General features: G+C 70.2%; 16 protein-coding genes and 1 pseudogene. 12 read left to right on the forward strand and 5 right to left on the reverse strand.

What is annotated here, in order from left to right:
* Window positions 1-118 precede the first annotated feature (118 nt).
* Complete coding sequence (gene sigJ / locus ACH4U7_RS31790; RefSeq protein ID WP_398531222.1) at window positions 119-1,108, forward strand: RNA polymerase sigma factor SigJ; 990 nt, start codon at window positions 119-121, stop codon at window positions 1,106-1,108.
* Between the two features lie 87 nt (window positions 1,109-1,195).
* Here sigJ and ACH4U7_RS31795 read toward each other — a convergent pair whose 3' ends face one another.
* The 3 genes from ACH4U7_RS31795 to ACH4U7_RS31805 form a co-directional block, all read right to left on the reverse strand.
* Window positions 1,196-2,149, reverse strand: coding sequence for a MerR family transcriptional regulator (locus ACH4U7_RS31795; protein ID WP_398531223.1), 954 nt, complete (start codon window positions 2,147-2,149; stop codon window positions 1,196-1,198).
* Between the two features lie 54 nt (window positions 2,150-2,203).
* Complete coding sequence (locus ACH4U7_RS31800) at window positions 2,204-3,229, reverse strand: aldo/keto reductase (RefSeq protein ID WP_398531224.1); 1,026 nt, start codon at window positions 3,227-3,229, stop codon at window positions 2,204-2,206.
* A gap of 99 nt (window positions 3,230-3,328) precedes the next feature.
* Window positions 3,329-4,132, reverse strand: coding sequence for a helix-turn-helix domain-containing protein (locus tag ACH4U7_RS31805; protein WP_398531225.1), 804 nt, complete (start codon window positions 4,130-4,132; stop codon window positions 3,329-3,331).
* A 121-nt stretch (window positions 4,133-4,253) separates the two neighbouring features.
* Between ACH4U7_RS31805 and ACH4U7_RS31810 the strand changes: the two genes are divergently transcribed.
* From ACH4U7_RS31810 to ACH4U7_RS31820, 3 genes are all read left to right on the forward strand, one after another.
* On the forward strand, window positions 4,254-4,844 hold the full coding sequence (locus tag ACH4U7_RS31810; protein WP_398531226.1) for an SMI1/KNR4 family protein: 591 nt from the start codon (window positions 4,254-4,256) through the stop codon (window positions 4,842-4,844).
* Window positions 4,845-4,939: 95 nt separating this feature from the next.
* Window positions 4,940-5,671 (forward strand): SDR family NAD(P)-dependent oxidoreductase, encoded by a 732-nt coding sequence (locus ACH4U7_RS31815; RefSeq protein WP_398531227.1) that lies wholly within the window; start codon window positions 4,940-4,942, stop codon window positions 5,669-5,671.
* Between the two features lie 10 nt (window positions 5,672-5,681).
* The gene (locus ACH4U7_RS31820) at window positions 5,682-6,032 is read left to right on the forward strand and encodes a MerR family transcriptional regulator (protein WP_398531228.1); all 351 of its coding nucleotides are present in this window, start codon (window positions 5,682-5,684) and stop codon (window positions 6,030-6,032) included.
* Between the two features lie 9 nt (window positions 6,033-6,041).
* Here the strand turns inward: ACH4U7_RS31820 and ACH4U7_RS31825 are convergent, their stop codons facing one another.
* Both ACH4U7_RS31825 and ACH4U7_RS31830 read right to left on the reverse strand, forming a co-directional pair.
* A complete protein-coding gene (locus ACH4U7_RS31825; protein ID WP_398531229.1) occupies window positions 6,042-7,013 on the reverse strand; it encodes an aldo/keto reductase in 972 nt (323 codons plus the stop codon).
* A gap of 26 nt (window positions 7,014-7,039) precedes the next feature.
* Window positions 7,040-7,681, reverse strand: coding sequence for a LysE family translocator (locus ACH4U7_RS31830; protein WP_398531230.1), 642 nt, complete (start codon window positions 7,679-7,681; stop codon window positions 7,040-7,042).
* Window positions 7,682-8,026: 345 nt separating this feature from the next.
* Here ACH4U7_RS31830 and ACH4U7_RS31835 point away from each other — a divergent pair.
* The 8 genes and pseudogenes from ACH4U7_RS31835 to treS form a co-directional block, all read left to right on the forward strand.
* A pseudogene (locus ACH4U7_RS31835) lies at window positions 8,027-8,192 on the forward strand (cellulose-binding protein); the annotation flags it as partial.
* 274 nt (window positions 8,193-8,466) lie between these two features.
* Window positions 8,467-10,110 carry a sensor histidine kinase gene (locus ACH4U7_RS31840; RefSeq protein WP_398531231.1) on the forward strand — a complete coding sequence of 548 codons (1,644 nt, stop codon included), beginning with the start codon at window positions 8,467-8,469 and terminating at the stop codon, window positions 10,108-10,110.
* Window positions 10,111-10,299: 189 nt separating this feature from the next.
* The gene (locus tag ACH4U7_RS31845; protein WP_398531232.1) at window positions 10,300-12,207 is read left to right on the forward strand and encodes a rhamnogalacturonan lyase; all 1,908 of its coding nucleotides are present in this window, start codon (window positions 10,300-10,302) and stop codon (window positions 12,205-12,207) included.
* Between the two features lie 163 nt (window positions 12,208-12,370).
* Window positions 12,371-13,183: a pectate lyase gene (locus tag ACH4U7_RS31850; RefSeq protein WP_398531233.1), complete on the forward strand. Its 813-nt coding sequence runs from the start codon at window positions 12,371-12,373 to the stop codon at window positions 13,181-13,183.
* 101 nt (window positions 13,184-13,284) lie between these two features.
* Window positions 13,285-14,205: a helix-turn-helix domain-containing protein gene (locus ACH4U7_RS31855; protein ID WP_398531234.1), complete on the forward strand. Its 921-nt coding sequence runs from the start codon at window positions 13,285-13,287 to the stop codon at window positions 14,203-14,205.
* A 104-nt stretch (window positions 14,206-14,309) separates the two neighbouring features.
* Window positions 14,310-15,530: a S8 family peptidase gene (locus tag ACH4U7_RS31860; RefSeq protein ID WP_398531235.1), complete on the forward strand. Its 1,221-nt coding sequence runs from the start codon at window positions 14,310-14,312 to the stop codon at window positions 15,528-15,530.
* A gap of 286 nt (window positions 15,531-15,816) precedes the next feature.
* Window positions 15,817-17,811, forward strand: a complete 1,995-nt coding sequence (locus tag ACH4U7_RS31865; protein WP_398531236.1) for an alpha-1,4-glucan--maltose-1-phosphate maltosyltransferase — start codon at window positions 15,817-15,819, stop codon at window positions 17,809-17,811.
* A complete protein-coding gene (gene treS, locus ACH4U7_RS31870; RefSeq protein ID WP_398531237.1) occupies window positions 17,808-19,544 on the forward strand; it encodes a maltose alpha-D-glucosyltransferase in 1,737 nt (578 codons plus the stop codon). Before ACH4U7_RS31865 ends, treS begins: the two co-directional genes overlap by 4 nt.
* The last annotated feature ends 113 nt before the right edge of the window (window positions 19,545-19,657 follow it).

Here is a 19,657-nt window from a genome sequence, read left to right on the forward strand (position 1 = left end):
CGGCGGCGAGTGTGACATCCCGGGCTCCGATATGACCTGGGCCACATTGCGCCGGGCGGATGTCACACTCCCGGCAGCGCGGCGCCTCTCAGCAGGGAGCGCGCACAGGAGGCATGACATGTCCGACAGCCCGGCACAGAGCCCGGCGGACACCGCGACGCGGGTGTTCGTCAGCTACCGAGAACTGCTGTTCTCCGTCGTCTACAACATGCTCGGCAGCGTCGCCGACACCGAGGACGTACTCCAGGAGACCTGGCTGTCCTGGGCGGGCAGAAGGCGCCACTCGCCGATGGCGGAGATCGACAATCCGCGCGCCTATCTGGTGCGGATAGCGGTGAACCACGCGCTCGCCCGACGGGCCGGCATCAATCGCCGACGTGAGACCTACATCGGACCGTGGCTGCCCGAGCCCCTGGTCACCGACACCGCCGCCGACACCCCGGCGGACACCGCCGACGCGGCCGACCAAGCACTGCGCGCCGAAACCGTGTCGATGGCGCTGCTGGTGGTCCTGGAGACCCTGACCCCCTTGGAACGGGCGGTGTTCGTCCTCCACGAGGTCTTCGGCTACGCCCACCCCGAGATCGCGGACATCCTGGACCGCAGCCCGTCCGCCGTCCGCCAGCTCGCGCACCGCGCCCGCGGGCACGTCCACGCCCGCCGCCCCCGCTACCAGGCCCACCCACGCGTCCAGCGCCAGGCGACCGAGCGATTCGTCTCCGCGGCGCTCGGCGGCGATGTCGGCGCCCTCATGGAGGTCCTGGCACCGGAGGTGACCTTGTGGACCGACGGCGGAGGCAAGGCACGGTCGGCCCTGCGGCCGATCCACGGCCGGGAGAAGGTCGCCCGCACGCTGACCGGGTATTCCTCCCGCCCCCCGCAGGGTCTGGACATCCAGTACCGGAGTGTCAACGGCGATCCCTCGGCGGTGATTTTCGCGGGCGAGGCCCCGTACGCCGTGATGGTCATGGACCTGACCCCGGAGGGCGACCAGATCTCGAGCGTCTACCTCGTCACCAACCCGGACAAGCTCTCCGCGGTCAGGCGGGACGAGGACACGGCGCCGTCCGGCGATCCGAACGCCACGCGTCGCTCGCCCCACCGCTGAGAGCGGGGCCCTCCGGACAAGTGCGGGACGGTGCGGTGCGGGCGTACTGCCCCGCCCGTGGCTCGGCCCAGCTCACCTCAACTCATCTCAGCTCATCGATGCGGCAGCCCGGGAGTCCGATGTCCGAGCCCGCAGGGCCGCCACGGCCCAGTCGAGCACCGGCGCCAAGCTCTCCGGCGCCGGCCAGCCGTTGATCACCGCGAGCAGCTCCACGTACCGCTCCCTGCGCGGGTCGTGGGCGTTCTCCAGCCGGGTCAGCAGCCGATGCCGCAGCGCGGCGCCGTCCGGTTGGCCGACGATCCGCGCATAGTGCCCCACGAGCTCGTCGACAACCGGGTCGGCCTGCCGCGAGGCCGGTTCGACCCCGGCCGCCACAACCGGCCCGACCCGGTCCCGCACCACCGCGACAATGTCCCTGCGCGGCCCCACGCCATCGCGCTCCGCCGAGTGCTCCCCGGCCACCCGCCGCACCCCGGCCCGGAACTCCGGGTCACGCGACAGCTCCGCCAACTCCACCCACGCCCGTACCTGCTCCGCTTCCGGACTCTCGGGCAGCTCGGGCGTCATCGAGCGCCTGGCCGCCGCGAACTCCGGATTCCCGTCCGGGCCACCGAACACGGCTTCCAGGAAATCGCCGATCAGACGCCGACGCTCACCGTCGGAAAGCCTGGCCAATGTATGCATGATCTCCATCTCCTCCGGGCTCGCCCCACGCTCCGCCACCGCCGTCAGCACCGCCCGCCGCAGCCGCAGCGTACGGATCTGCACCGCCAGCGCCTCCGCTTGCGCCGCCGCGACCTCCGCCAGCGACAGCTCCCGGTCCACGACCTTCCGAACCGTCGCCAGATCCAGCCCCAGCTCACGCAACGTCCGCACCAGCTCCAGGCGGGCGACGGCGTCGATGCCGTACAGCCGGTATCCGGCCGGGCTGCGGTCCGTCGGCGCGACGATCCCGCGATCGGAGTAGAACCGAATGGTCTTCACCGTGAGCCCGGTCCGCCGGGCCAGCTGACCGATCGAGTAAAGCGCGCCGCCGTCCATGCTCCTACCCTGGCGTCTCCCCTTACGGGAGACTCAACCCGGCCGGTCTTCCGTTCATCCTGCGTGGCGGCCGTCAACCTGCTTTCCGCTGGCCCCGTAGACGAAGTCGGTCGTGGTGTCCAGGATGAATTCCATGGGGAAGCCCAGTTCGATCGCGCTGGCCTTGTCCAGCCGGCTGACCGCCTCTTCGGGCAGTTCCAGGTCGATCGCGGCGAGGTTGTCCGTCAACTGATCCACGGTGCGCGCGCCGAGGATGGGGTGGATCCAGGGCCGGTGCGCTCGCGTCCACGCGATGGCGACCTGCGAGGAGGACACGCCGAGCTCGTCGGCCACGGCGTCCACCGTGCGTGCGATGGTCAGGTCGCGTTCGGAGACAGCGGAGCGGTCGACCCGGGAGGGACCATCGGCGCCGGAGCGGGTGAACTTGCCCGACAGCACGCCGGCGGCCAGCGGCGACCACGCGGCCACCGACAGTTCCAGAGCCGAGGCCATCGGCAGCAGCTCCCGCTCGATGTCGCGCTTGACCAGGCTGTAAGGCAGCTGCAGTCCGGCGAAGGGCGCCCACCCCCGGAACTCGGCGATGGTGTTGGCGCGCGAGACCAGCCACGCGGGCGCGTCGGAGATCCCGACATACAGCACCTTGCCCGCCCGCACGAGATCGTCGAGAGCCCGCATCGTCTCCTCGATCGGGGTATTGGGGTCCCAGATGTGCACCCACAGCAGATCGATGTACTCGGTGCCCAGCCGCCGCAAGCTGGCCTCCACCGAACGGATCAGATTCTTGCGGTGGTTGCCGCTGGCGTTGGGGTCGGTGCCGTCCATCGTCAGCGTGTACTTCGTGGACACCACGAAGCGGTCGCGGTCGGAGCCCAGCAGCTCCCCGACGATCCGCTCACTGCTGCCCTCGGTGTACCGGTTGGCGGTGTCGATCACGTTCCCGCCCGCCTCCGCGTAGGCGGTGAACATCTTGCGACACTCCTCGACGGAGGCGCCCCACCCCCACTCTTCGCCGAAGGTCATCGTGCCCAGGAAAGCTTCGGACACCCGCAGCCCGGTGCGGCCAAGCAGTCGGTAACGCATCACAATCACCAATCCCCACGCTCGTGCCAATTTGGCGTCGCGAAGGAAACTAACTGTCGTGCTCGCCCGCCGTATTGCACGTTCTTGCCCCTCCCCGGGTCAGCGCACGGCCCAGCCGGCCCACTCCGTACCCCGATACGTCGACTGGTACCTGGCGGGTGTCACCCCATAGGCCCCGGCGAACACACGGGTCAGATGGGATTGATCGTGGAATCCCGTCTCGTACGCGACCTCGGCGATCCCTGTGCCACGCCGGAGCAGTTCCCTGGCCCGATCGAGCCGGAGACGCAGATGCAGCTTGTGCGGCGGCAGACCGAACCACGCCGTGCACGCGCGTGCGAGCCGGTACTTGCTCAGGTCCGACACCGCACTGAGCTCGTCCAGCGTCACGTTGCGGGCCAGATTCGCCCGCAGGTACTCACGCACGACCTCGGGCACGCGCCGCCCCGTGTCCCTCCCGCCCTCGGCGCCGTACGAGTGCCGCGCCAGAACGGAGATGAACTCCAGCACCCCCGTCTCCCGCCTCAGCGCCGAACCGGGTGGTTCCGAAGGCTGGTGGAGGGCGCCGTGTACGGACCGGAAGCGGTCCGCCAGCCCGCCGTCCCGGATCACCGGATCCCCGTACCGCACGGCCTCGGGCGCGGCGACCTCGGCGATCAGGGACGGTGACACACACATGATGAGCCAGCGCGCCGATCCGGGATCGTCCGGCTCCCCGGAATGCGCGTCGTCCGGGTGGAGAACGACCAATTGGCCAGGCGCGGCCCGGAAGGTCGTGCCGCGCCTGCGTACGGTGAAGCCGGAGCCGGTCACGAGCACGAGCTTGAGCTCTTCATGGACATTGCCGCTGTAGGACTGCGCCCGGCCGTCCACCACGACGACGTCAGGCACGTCGACGGACACCCGTGGAACCCCTGCCTGATCCGCCCCCGTCATGGCAGCAACACTAGCGCCACAGCCCTTGCCGGTGCTGAGCGCGGTTCGCGTAGGTTTGGGCTACTCGGAGAGAAGAAGGAGCAGGCCAGTGGGCGGAAACGACTCGGTGGCGGCGCTTGCGCCGCTCATACCGGTGGCGAACGGCGTGGACGAGCGGATCGACTGGGCCGAGGTCGAGGGGATCTGGGGGAGACGGTTTCCCGCAGACTACGTCCGCTTCATGGAGGTGTACGGGCCGGGGCTGGTCAGCGGGGAGATCGTGATTCTGCTGCCGGCACCACGGCCCGGCACGTATACGGACGGGTCGGGCCTGCGGGAGGAGACCGAGAATGCCCGCCTGACCTGGGAGATGTGCGGGGACGAGGTCGACTTCGAGGTGGACCCCGAGTCCATCGTGGCGTGGGGTGTGACCACGGGCGCGGACATCTACTGCTGGCTGACCACGGACGAGGACCCGGACCGGTGGCCGGTGCTGGTGTGCGGGCGGCACACCAGTCCGTCCTTCCAGGTGCACCCCTTCGGGATGGCCGAGTTCCTTCGGCGGCTCCTCGGCGATGCCGAGTTCCAGGAGGAGACCATCAGCGTGACGCTGCCGAAGGAGGCGTCGTTCGTCAACTGGCGCGAGCAGCAGCGCCGACACGACTCGGAGCTGAACCCTGCCACAGGTCAGCCCTGGTAACTGGCGGGCGGCCACACCCGTCCTTGACCCTGACGCCAGGGTCAAGGCTTAGCGTCGCAAGCATGGACGAGACAAACACCCTTCACGGCCGGGCAGTGCTCATCACCGGAGGAGGCACCGGGATCGGTCGTGCGACGGCCCAGCAGTTCGCCGCCGCGGGCGCCGAGGTTCTCATCGTCGGCCGGACTGCCGAAAGCCTGGCCGAGACGGCCAAAGAACACTCGCGCATCCGGACGTTCGTGGCCGACCTCGCCGAGCCGAACGCCCCCGCCGATATCGTCGCCGCCGCGGTGGAAGCGTTCGGCCGCAGCCGCATCGATGTTCTGGTCAACAATGCCGCGATCACTCGTCCGGCCCCGCTCGGTGCGATCGACCGGAAGGTCGCCGGGGAACAGCTCGCCACGAACCTTCTCGCCCCGGTGCTCCTCACCCAGCATGCTCTGCCGCACCTGGAGGCCGGTGGCGCCGTCGTCAACGTTACGTCCAACCCGCCCCACTACGGCTGGGCCAACAACTCGATCTACGGGGCCACGAAGGTGGCTCTGGACTTCCTGACCCACACATGGGCTGTCGAACTCGCGCCGCGCGGCATTCGCGTTCTTTCCGTGGCCCCCGGGATAACGGCGACACCGGTGCTGAGCCATGCCGGTTTCTCGGACGAGCAGATCGCCTCGGCGGGCAAGGAGCTTCGGGCCCGAATCCCGCTCGGGCGGATCGCTCAGCCCAAGGAGATCGCCTGGTGGATCGTGAACGCGACGCGCCCCGAGGCCGCTTACCTCACCGGTGCGGTCATTCGTGTCGACGGCGGGCTGAGCGCGGCTGGATGATGATGGAACGATGCTGATCGGAGAACTGGCGAACGAGGTCGGCACCACCGTTCGGGCACTGCGCTACTACGAACAGCAGGGTCTGCTCCACCCCCAGCGAGCGCCGAACGGTTACCGGGAGTACGACGAGACGGCTGTCGGGCAGGTGGGCAACATCAAGCTGTTGCTCTCGCTCGGCCTCACCGCCAATGACATCCGTGCCTTCTTGCCCTGTCTCGGTCAAGACATCGTCGACGGTCCCGTCTGTCCCGCGAGCGCGCGGGTCATCGCCCGGAGGCTCGCCGACGTGGAGGAGAAGATCTCCGCGCTGGACGTCGTCCGTAAACGTCTCATCGAAGCACTGGCCCAGGCCGACGGCTAGCGCCCCGGCTCAGCTGTAGAAGTTGCGCTGCCAGCGGTGGTTGGCGAGGGTGGCCAGCTGGTCGGCGGTCAGCGGGCGGCCGTCGCTCAGGGCCGTGTTGCGTTCGACGTTGCGTACGGTGCGCATACCGGGGATGACGGTGGACACCGCCGGGGAGCTGAGGACGAACCGCAGCGCGGTCTCGGCCATCTCGTCGGGGGTGATGCCGAGGTCGGCGACGATCGCGGACACCCGCTGTTCGACCTGGGCCGGGCGGTCGTCGCGGAAGTAGCGGTTGCGGAAGTCGCCCTCGGGGAACGTGGCGCCGGCGGTGATGCGGCCGGTGAGGCCGCCCTCGTCGAGGGCCACTCGCACGATGACGCCGACGCCGTGCTCCGCACAGGCCGGCAGCAGCGCTTCGGCGGGCGACTGGTCGAAGATGTTGTAGATGACCTGCACGCTGTCGACGGCGCCGCTCGTGACGAGCGCGAGGGCGTTGTCGGGCTCGTGGTCGTTGATGGAGACGCCGAACAGGCGGATCTTGCCCTCCCGCTTCAGCTCGGCGATCGTCTCCAGCCAGTCGCCGCGGCCGACCCACTCATCGCTCCAGACATGGAACTGGAAGACGTCGAAGTGGTCCAGGCCGCTGGTGCGCAGGCTGGTCTCCACGCTTTCGCGGATATGCGCGCCGGGGAACGTCTCGGCCGGGTCCAGACCGGCGGGGGCCGGCCAGACGCGGTTCTTCGGGGGAACCTTGGTCGCGACGAACACCTCGTCGCCGGCCCCCGCCCGCTCGCGGACGACCCGGCCGACGATCCGCTCGCTCTCGCCGTAGCCCCGCGCGGTGTCGATGAAGTTCACGCCGAGGTCGATGGCGCGGTGCAGGGCGCGTACGGATTCGTCCTCGGTGGCGCCCACCCAGTTGGACTCTCCGATGCCCCAGGCGCCATAGCCGATCTCGGACACGGACAGTCCACTTCGGCCCAGTTCGCGGTAGTGCACTTTCTCATCAGCCTTCCGTCGGGGTCCTAGTCTTTGCGGCCGGTCGCGGCGACCGTGACGCCTAGACCGATCATCGCGAGCCCACCGACCCCGCCGACCATGGCCAGCCGCTGCGGTGAGCGGGCGAACCAGCCGCGTGCGGTGGCGGCGACGAGGCCCCAGATGCTGTCGGAGGTTATGGCGATGACGTTGAAGACGAGGCCGAGCAGCAGCATCTGGAGCGCGACATGCCCCTGCTCGCGGTCGACGAACTGGGGCAGTACGGCGGCGAAGAACACGATGGTCTTGGGGTTGGCCACACCGACCGCGAACCCCTCCCAGAACGTGCGCAGGGCGTCCTGCTCCGCCGGGCCGTCCCCGCTGAACGCGGCCCGCAGCGAGCCCCGCTGCCGCACCGCCTTGACCCCCAGGTAGACCAGATACGCGGCGCCCACCAGCTTCAGCGCCGTGAAGACGAGGACCGAGCGCTCCACGATGGTGCCGACCCCCAGCGCCACGGCCACCACGAGCACATACGCGCCGACCGTGTTCCCCACGACGGTGGTCAGCGCGGCCCGGCGCCCCTGGGCCAGGGCCCGGCCGATCACGAACAGCACACTGGGGCCGGGGATCACGATCAGCAGGAACGACATGGCCGCGAAGGCGAGGAGACGGTCGGTGGACACCATGGAGCACATACAAACACGGACACCGGCCACTCTCGTAGCACTTTTCCGCGTGCGGGCCAGGGGGCTCCCGGCTCGAACGGCTGTTCTCCGGCCATACCATGACGTTCCTCGCGGGCGGCGATGTCCGGGCGGAAGATGCTGATCATCGGGCGCAAGGGCAGTGGCAAGAGCGCCATCTGCACGCATCTGATGGTGGACGGGGTGCACGACGGCGGAAAGGTTCTGATCACGCCGGACGACGCGGCCGGGGACGAGATCCTGCGGTTCGAGCTGCAGGGGCTGCCCGCGGATTCGGCGAAGGCGCTGATCTGGCGGTACGTGTTCGCCGTCCATGCCGCGCGGCCCGCGATGCGGCAGGCCGAGGGCATCCTGGCCGACGTGAACACCAAGGCCGACCGCATCCGCAGCGACTCCGAGCGCGAGCTGGCGGCGCTCACCAGCCGCCGCGACAGCATCAGCGCCCAGCCGACCAACGTCCGCCAGCTGCTCGCCCAGCTCACGGGCCCCGCGGAAGTCCTGGAGAGCACGCTGCCGCAGCCGCAGTTCGAATTGGTGCGGAGAGGGTACGACCGTGAGCAGGTCGACGCGTACGTGCACAACCTGCGGCACGGACACGATGAGCCACAGCCCGATTTCATGCTCGTGCGCCGGGGCTACGACCGTCAGCAGGTCGATACGTACATCACCGCCCTCAAGCAGCTCACCGGCCACGCAGGCAGCACGCCCGCGTAGCTCATACTTTCGTCAGGGGCGCGGTAGCCCCGCCGCGGGGGATGCTGGGGCGCATGATCCGGTGGATACGGCATGGTGGCGCCGCGCGGACGGCCCTGCTCCTGTGGCTGACGGCCTGCGCGCCCGTGCTGCTGAAGGCCACGTCGGCGAGCGGGCGCGAGTTGTGGGTGCTGCTGGCCGGGTTTCCGCTGCTGGCGGGTGCGGCCGCGGTGGGGCGTACGCGACCGCTGGTGGGGCTGGCGGTCGCGGTGGGGCTGAGCCTGGCCCTCAACCTGGAGCTGTACACCTCCTCGTACTGGGCGGCGCTGGCGCTGTGGGGCTATCTGGCCGGGCGGTGGACGGCGGGCGCGCGGCCCGCGCTGTGGTTCTTCGCGGCCTTCGCAGTGGCGGGCGCGCTGCTCACCTGGGTGACGGACGCCGGGGTCTGGACCTGGTTCACCGCGCTGACCACGCTGCTGCTCAACGTCGTGGTGCCGTGGCTGCTCGGCCGCTACCGCCGCCAGTACGACCATCTGGTCCACGCCGGCTGGGAGCTGGCCGACCGGATGGAGCGGGAGCAGCGGGCCGTCGCCGATCAGGCGCGGCTGCGCGAGCGGTCCCGGATCGCCGGGGACATGCATGACTCGCTCGGCCACGACCTGGCCCTGATCGCGCTGCGCGCCGCCGCCCTCCAGGTCGATCCGGAGCTGAGCGACCGCCACCGGGCGGCGGCCGCCGAGCTGCGCGAAGCGGCCTCGACGGCCACCAGCCAGCTACGGGACATCATCGGTGTGCTGCGGACCGCCGACGACCCCGCCCCGACGGCCCCCGCCGACGAGGGCGTCGGTGCGCTGGTGGAGCGCGCGCGGTCCTCCGGGCTGGCCGTCGAGCTGGCGTACGGGGCGGAAGGCGGGCCACAGGACGGACGGCACAGCGACGGCGCAGACGGCGCGGCCGGCGCAGACGGCGCGGCCGGCGCAGACGGCGCGAAGGGGCCTGGCCTGCCGCCGATGGCCGACCGGGCCGTCTACCGCGTCGTCCAGGAGGCGCTGACCAACGCCGCCAAGCACGCCCCGGGCGCGGCGGTCCGCGTCCAGCTGGTCCGGGACCCGGCGGCGGGCGAGATCGCGGTGTCCGTCGTGAACGGGCCGCGCCCGGCGGACGGTTCCCCGCCGGATCTGGCCTCGGGCGGCAACGGTCTGGTGGGCCTGGACGAGCGCGTACGGCTGGCCGGCGGGGTGCTGACCCATGGGCCGTCGCCCGACGGCGGCTTCGCGGTGTCGGCGCGGCTGCCGCTCACGGCCGGGGTCGCGCTCGTCGCCGAGCGAGCGGCGGCCCCGGCGTCCACGTCGGCGCGGGAGCTGGCCCGCGCCCGGGAGCGGGTGCGGCGCAGGCTGGTGCAGTCGATCACGGTGCCGCTGGCCGTGACCGCCGGACTGGCGGTCCTGTGGGGCGGGTTCACCTTCTATACGCAGTACCACTCGGTGCTGGACCGGCGCACCTACGACCGGCTGGAGATCGGCGAGCCGCGTGCCGACGTCGAGTCGCGGATGCCGCCGTACACGATGGACGGGCCTCCGGACGGCATCGCCGCGCCGCCCCACGGCTGGGACTGCGCTTACTACGGGGTGCGCCGGTACGACGGGCGGTCCGCGTACCGGCTGTGCTTCTCGGACGGGCGGCTGGTCGCCAAAGACGTGGTCACCAGTCGGCAGTAGGGGCGGAGAGGGCAGCGGCCGGCAGAAGAGGGCGGCAGTGAGAGCGCTTGCTCCCGCCGCGCCCTCCGTCCGGGAATCCGGCGCGGGAATTCCACGGAAAGAGGCGGCAACCTTTCCGGCCAGAGCGGCGACCACACCCCGACACCCCCCACGCCCACCCCCCGCACTCCCCCACCCCCAGGAGGTCCCGTGGCACCCCCGCACGGTTCGCCCGCCCCCTCCGCCCGCCGCCGGGCCAGACGCGTCGCGCTCTCCCTGGCCGCCGTCGGGGCGCTGCTGACCACCGGACCGGCCGCCCTGTCGCACGCCGCCCCCGCCGACAGCACGCGGACCGGCGCCGGCACCCCCAAGGCGGCCATCCAGGCAACCCAGTTGGAGAAGCTGGACCGCGGGCTGGTCAGCGTGCACACCGGCAACGACAACCTGGTCAGCTGGCGCTGGCTGGCCACCGACCCGGACGATGTCACGTTCAACCTCTACCGGGGCAGCGTCAAGGTCAACTCCTCCCCCATCACCACCACCAACTACCTCCACAAGGACGCCCCCAACAGCGCCGACTACACCGTCCGCGCGATCGTGGGCGGTACGGAGCAGCCCGCCTCGCCGAGCGCCGTGCAGTTCCGCTCCGGCTACTACGACGTGCCGATCTCGCCCCCGTCCGGCGGCTCGGACTACACCTACGAGGCCAATGACGCCTCGGTGGGCGACCTGGACGGCGACGGCGACCTCGACATCGTCCTCAAGTGGCAGCCGACGAACGCCAAGGACAACTCGCAGTCCGGCGTCACCGGCAACACCATCGTCGACGGCTACACCCTGCAAGGGCAGCGGCTGTGGCGGATCGACCTGGGCCGCAACATCCGCTCCGGCGCCCACTACACCCAGTTCCAGGTGTACGACTACGACGGCGACGGCAAGGCCGAGGTCGCGATGAAGACCGCGGACGGCACGGTCGACGGCACCGGCAAGACCATCGGCAGCGCCTCCGCCGACCACCGCAACTCCAGCGGCTATGTGCTGGACGGCCCCGAGTTCCTGACGATGTTCAACGGGCAGACGGGCGCGGCGGTCTCCACCGTCGACTACGTCCCGCCGCGCGGCACGGTGTCCTCGTGGGGCGACTCGTACGGCAACCGTGTGGACCGCTTCCTGGCCGGCACCGCCTATCTGGACGGTTCGAAGCCCTCGCTGATCGAGGCGCGCGGCTACTACACCCGTACGGTCATCAGCGCCTGGAACTACAGCGGCGGGCAGCTCACCCGCAAGTGGACGTTCGACACCAACAGCTCCACCAACAGCGGCAAGGGCTACGACGGGCAGGGCAACCACGCCCTGGCGATCGGCGATGTGGACTCCGACGGCAGGGACGAGATCGTCTACGGCTCGATGACCGTGGACGACAACGGCTCCGGCCTGTGGACCACGAAGAACGGCCACGGCGACGCGGCCCACCTCGGCGACCTCGACCCGTCCCGGCCGGGCCTGGAGTACTTCAAGGTCGACGAGGACTCCTCCAAGCCGTCGTCGTACTTCGCGGACGCCAGGACCGGCCAGGTGCTGTGGTCCACCGCGGCCAGCGGCGACAACGGGCGCGGCGTGGCCGGCGACATCTGGGCGGGCAACGACGGCGCCGAGATGTGGTCGGCGAAGGACGACCAGATCCGCGACGAGGGCGGCGGCGCCAAGGGCCGCAAGCCGTCGTCGATCAACTTCCTGTCGTGGTGGGACGGCGACCCGGTGCGCGAGCTGCTGGACGGCACGCATATCGACAAGTACGGCACCTCCGCCGACACCCGGCTGCTGACCGGCTCCGGGGTGCACTCCAACAACGGCACCAAGGCCACCCCGTCGCTGTCCGGCGACATCCTCGGCGACTGGCGCGAGGAGGTGATCTGGCCGACGTCGGACAACAAGGCGCTGCGGATCTATTCCACGCCGTACGAGACCGACCGGAAGATCACCACGCTGCTGCACGACCGCCAGTACCGGGAGGCCCTGGCCTGGCAGAACACCGCGTACAACCAGCCGCCGCACCCCAGCTTCTTCATCGGCGACAAGATGGCGACCCCGCCGCGGCCGAAGATCGCCACCCCCTGAACGACCGTCCCCCGCACAGCTCCACCGCACGGTTCCACCGCACCACCGGCACCACCGGCACCACCGGCACCACCGGCACCACCAGTACCAGTACCAGTACCAGTACCAGTACCAGTCAGCTCCATCCGCACCCCCACGCATCATCGGAAACAAGGAGAGTGACATGGCAGTACCGGCACCGCGCACCAAGCATCTGAACAGGAAGCGGGCGATGGCCGGCCTCCTGGGCGCCGTCGCCCTCACCACGGGCGCAGTCACCACCGGTCTGACCCTCCCCGCCGCCTCCGCCGCCAGCTGGCCCACGCCCAGCGGCACCCCCCAGGCGGTGACCAAGACCATCCCGGTCAGCGGGTCCATGGACGGCGGGATGAAGCGCTACTACGGCTCCGGCGACCTGGGCTCCGGCGGCCAGAACGAGGACCAGGACCCGCTCTTCAAGCTCTCCGACGGGGCCACCCTCAAGAACGTCATCCTCGGCGCCCCGGCCGCCGACGGCGTCCACTGTGAGGGCAGCTGCACCCTGCAGAACGTCTGGTGGGAGGACGTCGGCGAGGACGCCGCCACCTTCCGGGGCAGCGGCAAGACGTTCAACGTCATCGGCGGCGGCGCCCGCAAGGCCGCGGACAAGATTTTCCAGTTCAACGGCGGCGGCACGCTGAACATCTCCAACTTCGCCGGCCAGGACTTCTCAACCTTCGTCCGGTCCTGCGGCAACTGCTCGACGCAGTACAAGCGCACCATCAACGTGAGCAACACGGAGCTCACCGCGCCCGGCAAGGTCGGCGGCGGGATCAACACCAACTACGGTGACTCCCTCACGCTGCGCTCGATCACCATCGTCGGCGACAGCAGCAAGAAGATCGTCCCGTGCCAGAAGTACATCGGGAACAACACGGGCGCCGAGCCGTCGAAGAACGGCAGCGGCCCCGACGGCACGTACTGCAAGTACTCCACCTCGGACATCACCTACAAGTGATCGACGGGGCGGGCTGACCGGCAGCTGACCGGGCCGGACCCGGCGTGCCTGACCCCGACAGGGGCAGGCACGCCGGGTCCGGTTGCCGGACACTGAGACCCGTGAACACAGACACACCACCTGCCGAGCTGGGGGACTTTCTGCGCACCCGCCGCGCCCGTCTGCGGCCCGAGGACGTCGGGCTGGTCTCGTACGGGACCCGCCGCCGGGTGCCCGGGCTGCGCCGCGAGGAGCTGGCGCAGCTGGCCGGGGTGAGCGTCGCGTACTACACGCGGCTGGAGCAGGGCCAGTCGTCGGGCGCGTCGGACGGCGTGCTCGACGCGATCGCCCGGGCGCTGCGGCTGAGCCCCGACGAACACGCGCATCTGCGCAATCTGGCCCGCCCGGCGCGGGCCGGGCGCCGTCCGGCGCCGCGCACCGAGACCGCCCGGCCGAGCACCCGGCTGCTGGTCGAGGCCATGGCCGGGGTGCCCGCGCTCGTGCTGACGGCCCGGTTCGACGTACTGGCCTGGAACCCGCTGGGGCACGCGCTGCTCGCCGGACATCTGGCCGCCGACAGCCCGCAGCGCCCCGCGGACCGCCCCAACACCCAGCGGCTGCTCTTCCTGGATCCGCACACCCGCGAGCTCTACCCCGACTGGGAGGGCGAGGCGCCGCGCGCGGTCTCCGCGCTGCGGGTGGCGGCGGGCGAGTACCCCGACGACCGGCGGCTCGCGGAGCTGATCGGCGAGCTGTCCATGAAGAGCGCCGAGTTCGCGGCACTGTGGTCGCGCCACCCGGTGCGCAAATGCGCCTTCGGCATCAAGTCCTTCCACCACCCGCTGGTCGGGCCGATGGAGCTGACCTTCGAGATGACGCGGTTGCCGGACTCCTCGGGCCAGTGCCTGATGATGTACGGCGCGGAGCCGGGCTCCTCGTCGGAGGCGGCCCTGCGCCTGCTGGCGGCGGGCGTGGCGTCGGCGACGGCCGGGGCGTCGTCGACGGCAGCAGCGGCTGGGGCGCCGCCGACCCCCACCCCGTGACCGATCTGGCCGATTTAACCACCCAAAGCGGTCTTGTCCCGATACTCCTCCCCACGAGAGGCTGACGCCGTCGCATTGGGGAGGGACGGGGAGGGGATCGATCCATGCCGCATACGAGCGCCGGCCGCCGGCGCCGGGCCTGGACCGTCGTCGCGGGAATCGCCGCGGCGGTCCTGACGGCCGCGATGCCGTCGGCCGCAGCCGACAGGGCGGACGCGGCGGCCAAGACCGCCACGGCCGACGGCAGCTACATCGTCACGCTGAAGGAGGGGGCGCAGGGCCTCCGCGCGGACTCCGAGGGGGGCCAAGAGCTCGCCGCGCGCTACGGGGCGAGAATCAGCCGTACGTACAGCACGGCGCTGAACGGCTACGCGGTGCGCGCGAACGAGACACAGGCCGAGCGGCTGGCGGCCGACCCGCATATCGCCTCGGTCGCACCGGACACCCGGGTCTCACTGCGCACCCGGCAACAGAACAGCCAGCAACACCCCCAGTCATGGGGCCTGGACCGGATCGATCAGCCGGACCGCACGCTCGACGCGTCGTACACCTCGCCGCGCAGCGCCGGCCGGGGCACGACGATCTACGTCCTGGACACCGGTGTGCGCACCACGCACCGGGACTTCGGCGGCCGGGCCCGCTCGGGCTGGGACTTCGTGAACAACGACGCGGTGGCCGAGGACGGCAACGGCCATGGCACGCATATCGCGGCCACCGCCGCCGGATCGGCGTACGGAGTGGCGAAGCGGGCGGACATCGTCGCGGTCAAGGTGCTGGACGATACGGGCCAGGGCACCAGCGCCCAGGTGCTGGCCGGGCTCGACTGGGTGATGAAACACGCCCACAGGCCCGCCGTGGTCAATCTGAGCCTGGGCGCCACACAGGACGCCCCCATCCCCGAGTGGGACGAGGCGGTGCGGTCCGGGATCGCGTCCGGCCTCACCTTCACGGTGGCGGCGGGCAATCAGAACCGCTCGGCGGGCTCGTACTCCCCCGGCCGGGTGGCGGGCGCCATCACGGTCGGTTCGACGGGCCAGGACGACCGCCGCTCCGCCTTCTCCAACTGGGGCCCGGCGGTTGACCTGTTCGCGCCCGGGGAGCGGATCGTCTCGGCGTCGAACACGAGCGACACGGGGTCGAAGGTCATGTCGGGCACCTCGATGGCCGCCCCGCACGCGGCCGGTGCCGCCGCGCTGTATCTCGCGGACCATCCACGGGCGACCCCGGCTCAGGTGAGTGCGGCGCTCACGGCCCACGCGGCCAAGGGCAAGGTGCGGAACGCGGGGACCGGTTCGCCGAACCGCCTCCTACAGGTAGGCAACTGACAGACGGGCAACTCACGGCAAAATATTGGCCCCGTACGGTTCGTGTTTCACGGACCGTACGGGGCCGGGCGCGTTACGCACGGGAAGTTAACGGGAACCCGGATTGTCCCCCCGCGCCGCAGGGGAAGGCTTTCCGAACACGCCCCCCATGGCCGACCCCATCCGCCCACCAGAGTGAACGCGGACAGGAGCTGTCATGCCCGCAACCCGCCGCAAGGCGGCACAACCGATACAAAGGACAAAAGCCGCCAAAGAATATACGCCCGCAACGCCGTCAGGTGATCCTATGATCGGTCGCATCCCCGTCCTGGACATCCGCCCGCTCATCGACTGCGGCCGTCGCCCCGCGAAGGCGGTGGTGGGCGAGAGTTTCGAAGTGAGCGCCACCGTGTTCCGGGAGGGCCACGACGCGGTCAGGGCCAATGTGGTCCTGCGCGACCCGGCAGGCCGCTCGGGACCTTGGACACCGATGCACGAACTCGCCCCCGGCACCGACCGCTGGGGCGCCGAGGTCACCCCGAGCGCGCAGGGCCGCTGGTCGTACACGGTCGAGGCGTGGAGCGACCCGATCACCACCTGGCGGCACCACGCCACCATCAAGATCCCCGCGGGGATCGACACCGATCTGGTCCTGGAGGAGGGCGCGCGGCTGCATGAGAGAGCGGCGGCGGGTGTGCCCAAGAACGACGGCCGGGAGGCGGTGTTGCGGGCCGTCGACGGGCTGCGCGACGAGCGGCGCCCGGTCGCCGACCGGCTCGCCGCCGCCCTCGCCCCCGATGTCACCGATGTCCTCGGCCGCCACCCGCTGCGTGAACTGGTCACCGCCTCCCGCCCGATGCCCCTGCTGGTCGAGCGGGAGCGCGCGCTGTTCGGGTCCTGGTACGAGCTGTTCCCGCGCTCGGAAGGAGCCAGGGTCGCCGAGGACCGGCGGCCGCTGAGCGGTACGCTGCGCACCGCCGCCGAGCGGCTGCCCGCCATCGCCGCCGCGGGTTTCGACGTGGTCTACCTCCCGCCGATCCACCCCATCGGCACCTCGTACCGCAAGGGCCCCAACAACGCGCTCTCGGCGGGCCCGTACGACGTCGGCTCCCCCTGGGCGATCGGCTCCGCCGCCGGCGGCCACGACGCGATCCACCCCGACCTCGGCACCCTCGACGACTTCGGCCACTTCGTGGAGCGCGCCCGCGAGCTGCGTATGGAGGTCGCGCTCGACTTCGCCCTGCAGTGCTCGCCCGACCACCCCTGGGTGGACAAGCACCCGGAGTGGTTCCACCGGCGCGCCGACGGCACCATCGCGTACGCCGAGAACCCGCCCAAGAAGTACCAGGACATCTACCCGATCGCGTTCGACACCGACTTCACGGGGCTGGTCCGCGAGACCGAGCGGGTGCTGCGCTTCTGGATGTCCCACGGGGTGCGGATCTTCCGGGTGGACAACCCGCACACCAAGCCGGTGGTCTTCTGGGAGAAGGTGATCGGCGACATCAACCGGACCGACCCCGATGTCATCTTCCTCGCCGAGGCCTTCACCCGGCCGGCCATGATGCACACCCTCGGCGCCATCGGCTTCCAGCAGTCGTACACGTACTTCACCTGGCGGAACACCAAACAGGAGCTCACCGACTACCTCACCGAGCTCTCCGGGGACGCGGCCGGATACATGCGGCCCAACCTGTTTGTGAACACCCCGGACATCCTGCACGCCTACCTCCAGGAAGGCGGTCGCCCCGCCTTCGAGGTGCGGGCCGTGCTGGCCGCCACGCTGGCGCCCACCTGGGGCGTCTACGCGGGCTACGAGCTGTGCGAGAACGCCCCGCTGCGGCCGGGCAGCGAGGAGTACCTGGACTCCGAGAAGTACCAGCTGCGGCCGCGCGACTGGGAGGCCGCCGAGCGCGCGGGACGTACCATCACACCCTTGCTCAGCTGCCTGAACCGGCTGCGCCGCCGCCACCCCGCGCTGCGGCAACTGCGCAATCTGCGATTCCACCACGCCGACAACGACTCTGTCATCGCCTACTCGAAGCGAACGGGCGATTCGTGCGTGCTCACGGTCGTCAACCTGGACCCCCACCACACCCAGGAGGCGACGGTCTCGTTGAACATGCCGGAACTCGGCCTCGACTGGCATGAGTCCGCCCCGGTGCGCGACGAGCTCACCGGCGAGACCTATCACTGGGGCAGGGACAACTATGTGCGCCTGGAGCCGGGCCGCCCGATGGCTCCCGCGCATGTGCTGTCCCTGCGACCGTCCTCACCGATCGGAGGGTCACCCACATCATGATCGTCAATGAGCCCGTCCCGGACAAGTTCGAGGACACTCCGGCCAAGGACCGCGATCCCGACTGGTTCAAGCGCGCCGTCTTCTACGAGGTGCTGGTGCGCTCCTTCCAGGACAGCAACGGCGACGGCGTCGGCGACCTCAAGGGACTCACCGCCAAACTCGACTATCTGCAGTGGCTGGGCGTGGACTGCCTCTGGCTGCCGCCCTTCTTCGCCTCCCCGCTGCGCGACGGCGGCTACGACGTGTCCGACTACACCGCCGTACTGCCGGAGTTCGGGGACCTCGCCGACTTCGTCGAGTTCGTGGACGCCGCCCATCAGCGCGGTATGCGGGTGATCATCGACTTCGTCATGAACCACACCAGCGATCAGCACCCGTGGTTCCAGGAGTCCCGCACCGACCCGGAGGGTCCGTACGGCGACTACTACATGTGGGCCGACGACGATAAGCAATTCCAGGACGCCCGGATCATCTTCATCGACACCGAGACGTCCAACTGGACCTTTGACCCGGTACGCAAGCAGTACTACTGGCACCGCTTCTTCTCGCACCAGCCGGACCTCAACTTCGAGAACCCCGCCGTCCAGGAGGAGGTACTGGCCGCCCTGCGCTTCTGGCTGGACCTGGGCATCGACGGTTTCCGGCTGGACGCCGTACCGTATCTGTACGCGGAGGAGGGCACGGACTGCGAGAACCTGCCCCGCACCCACGACATGCTCAAGCGGGTCCGCGCCGAGATCGATGCCCACTACCCGGACACCGTGCTGCTCGCCGAGGCCAACCAGTGGCCGGAGGACGTCGTCGACTACTTCGGCGACTTCACCAAGGGCGGCGACGAATGCCACATGGCCTTCCACTTCCCGGTCATGCCGCGCATCTTCATGGCCGTACGGCGCGAATCCCGCTACCCGGTCTCGGAAATCCTCGCCAAGACCCCTGCCATCCCGTCCGGCTGCCAGTGGGGCATCTTCCTGCGCAATCACGACGAGCTGACGCTGGAGATGGTCACCGACGAAGAGCGCGACTACATGTACGCGGAGTACGCCAAGGATCCCAGAATGCGCGCCAACATCGGCATCCGCAGACGACTGGCGCCCCTGCTGGACAACGACCGCAACCAGATCGAGCTGTTCACCGCGCTGCTGCTGTCCCTGCCCGGCTCGCCGATCCTCTACTACGGCGACGAGATCGGCATGGGCGACAACATCTGGCTCGGCGACCGCGATGCCGTACGCACCCCCATGCAGTGGACCCCCGACCGCAACGCGGGCTTCTCCTCCTGCGACCCCGGGCGGCTGTTCCTGCCCACGATCATGGACCCGGTCTACGGCTACCAGGTCACCAACGTCGAAGCGGCCATGAGCAGCCCGTCCTCACTGCTCCACTGGACCCGGCGGATGATCGAGATCCGTAAGCAGAACCCGGCCTTCGGGCTTGGTTCCTTCACCGAGCTGCCCTCCTCCAACCCGGCCGTCCTCGCCTTTCTGCGCGAGGCCCCGCCGACGGAGGACGGCGGGGACGACCTCGTGCTGTGCGTGCACAACTTCTCGCGCTTCGCCCAGCCCACCGAGCTCGATCTACAAGCCTTCAGCGGCCGCCACCCGGTCGAGCTGATCGGCGGCGTCCGGTTCCCCGCCATCGGCGAACTCCCGTATCTGCTGACGCTCGCGGGCCACGGCTTCTACTGGTTCCGGCTGCGGGCGGGCGACGCGGCGGGCCACTGGACGGGGTGACGGGCCGACCGGCGTTCTGGCTCTGTTCTCACCGCTCTCGCCGTTCTCGTCCGTACGCGTCCGCCTCGGGGGCGTACGGGCGTTTTCGGCCCCACATCATGGGCAGCCTCCCT

The organism is Streptomyces sp. NPDC020845, assembly GCF_044334165.1.
Taxonomy (GTDB): Bacteria; Actinomycetota; Actinomycetes; order Streptomycetales; family Streptomycetaceae; genus Streptomyces.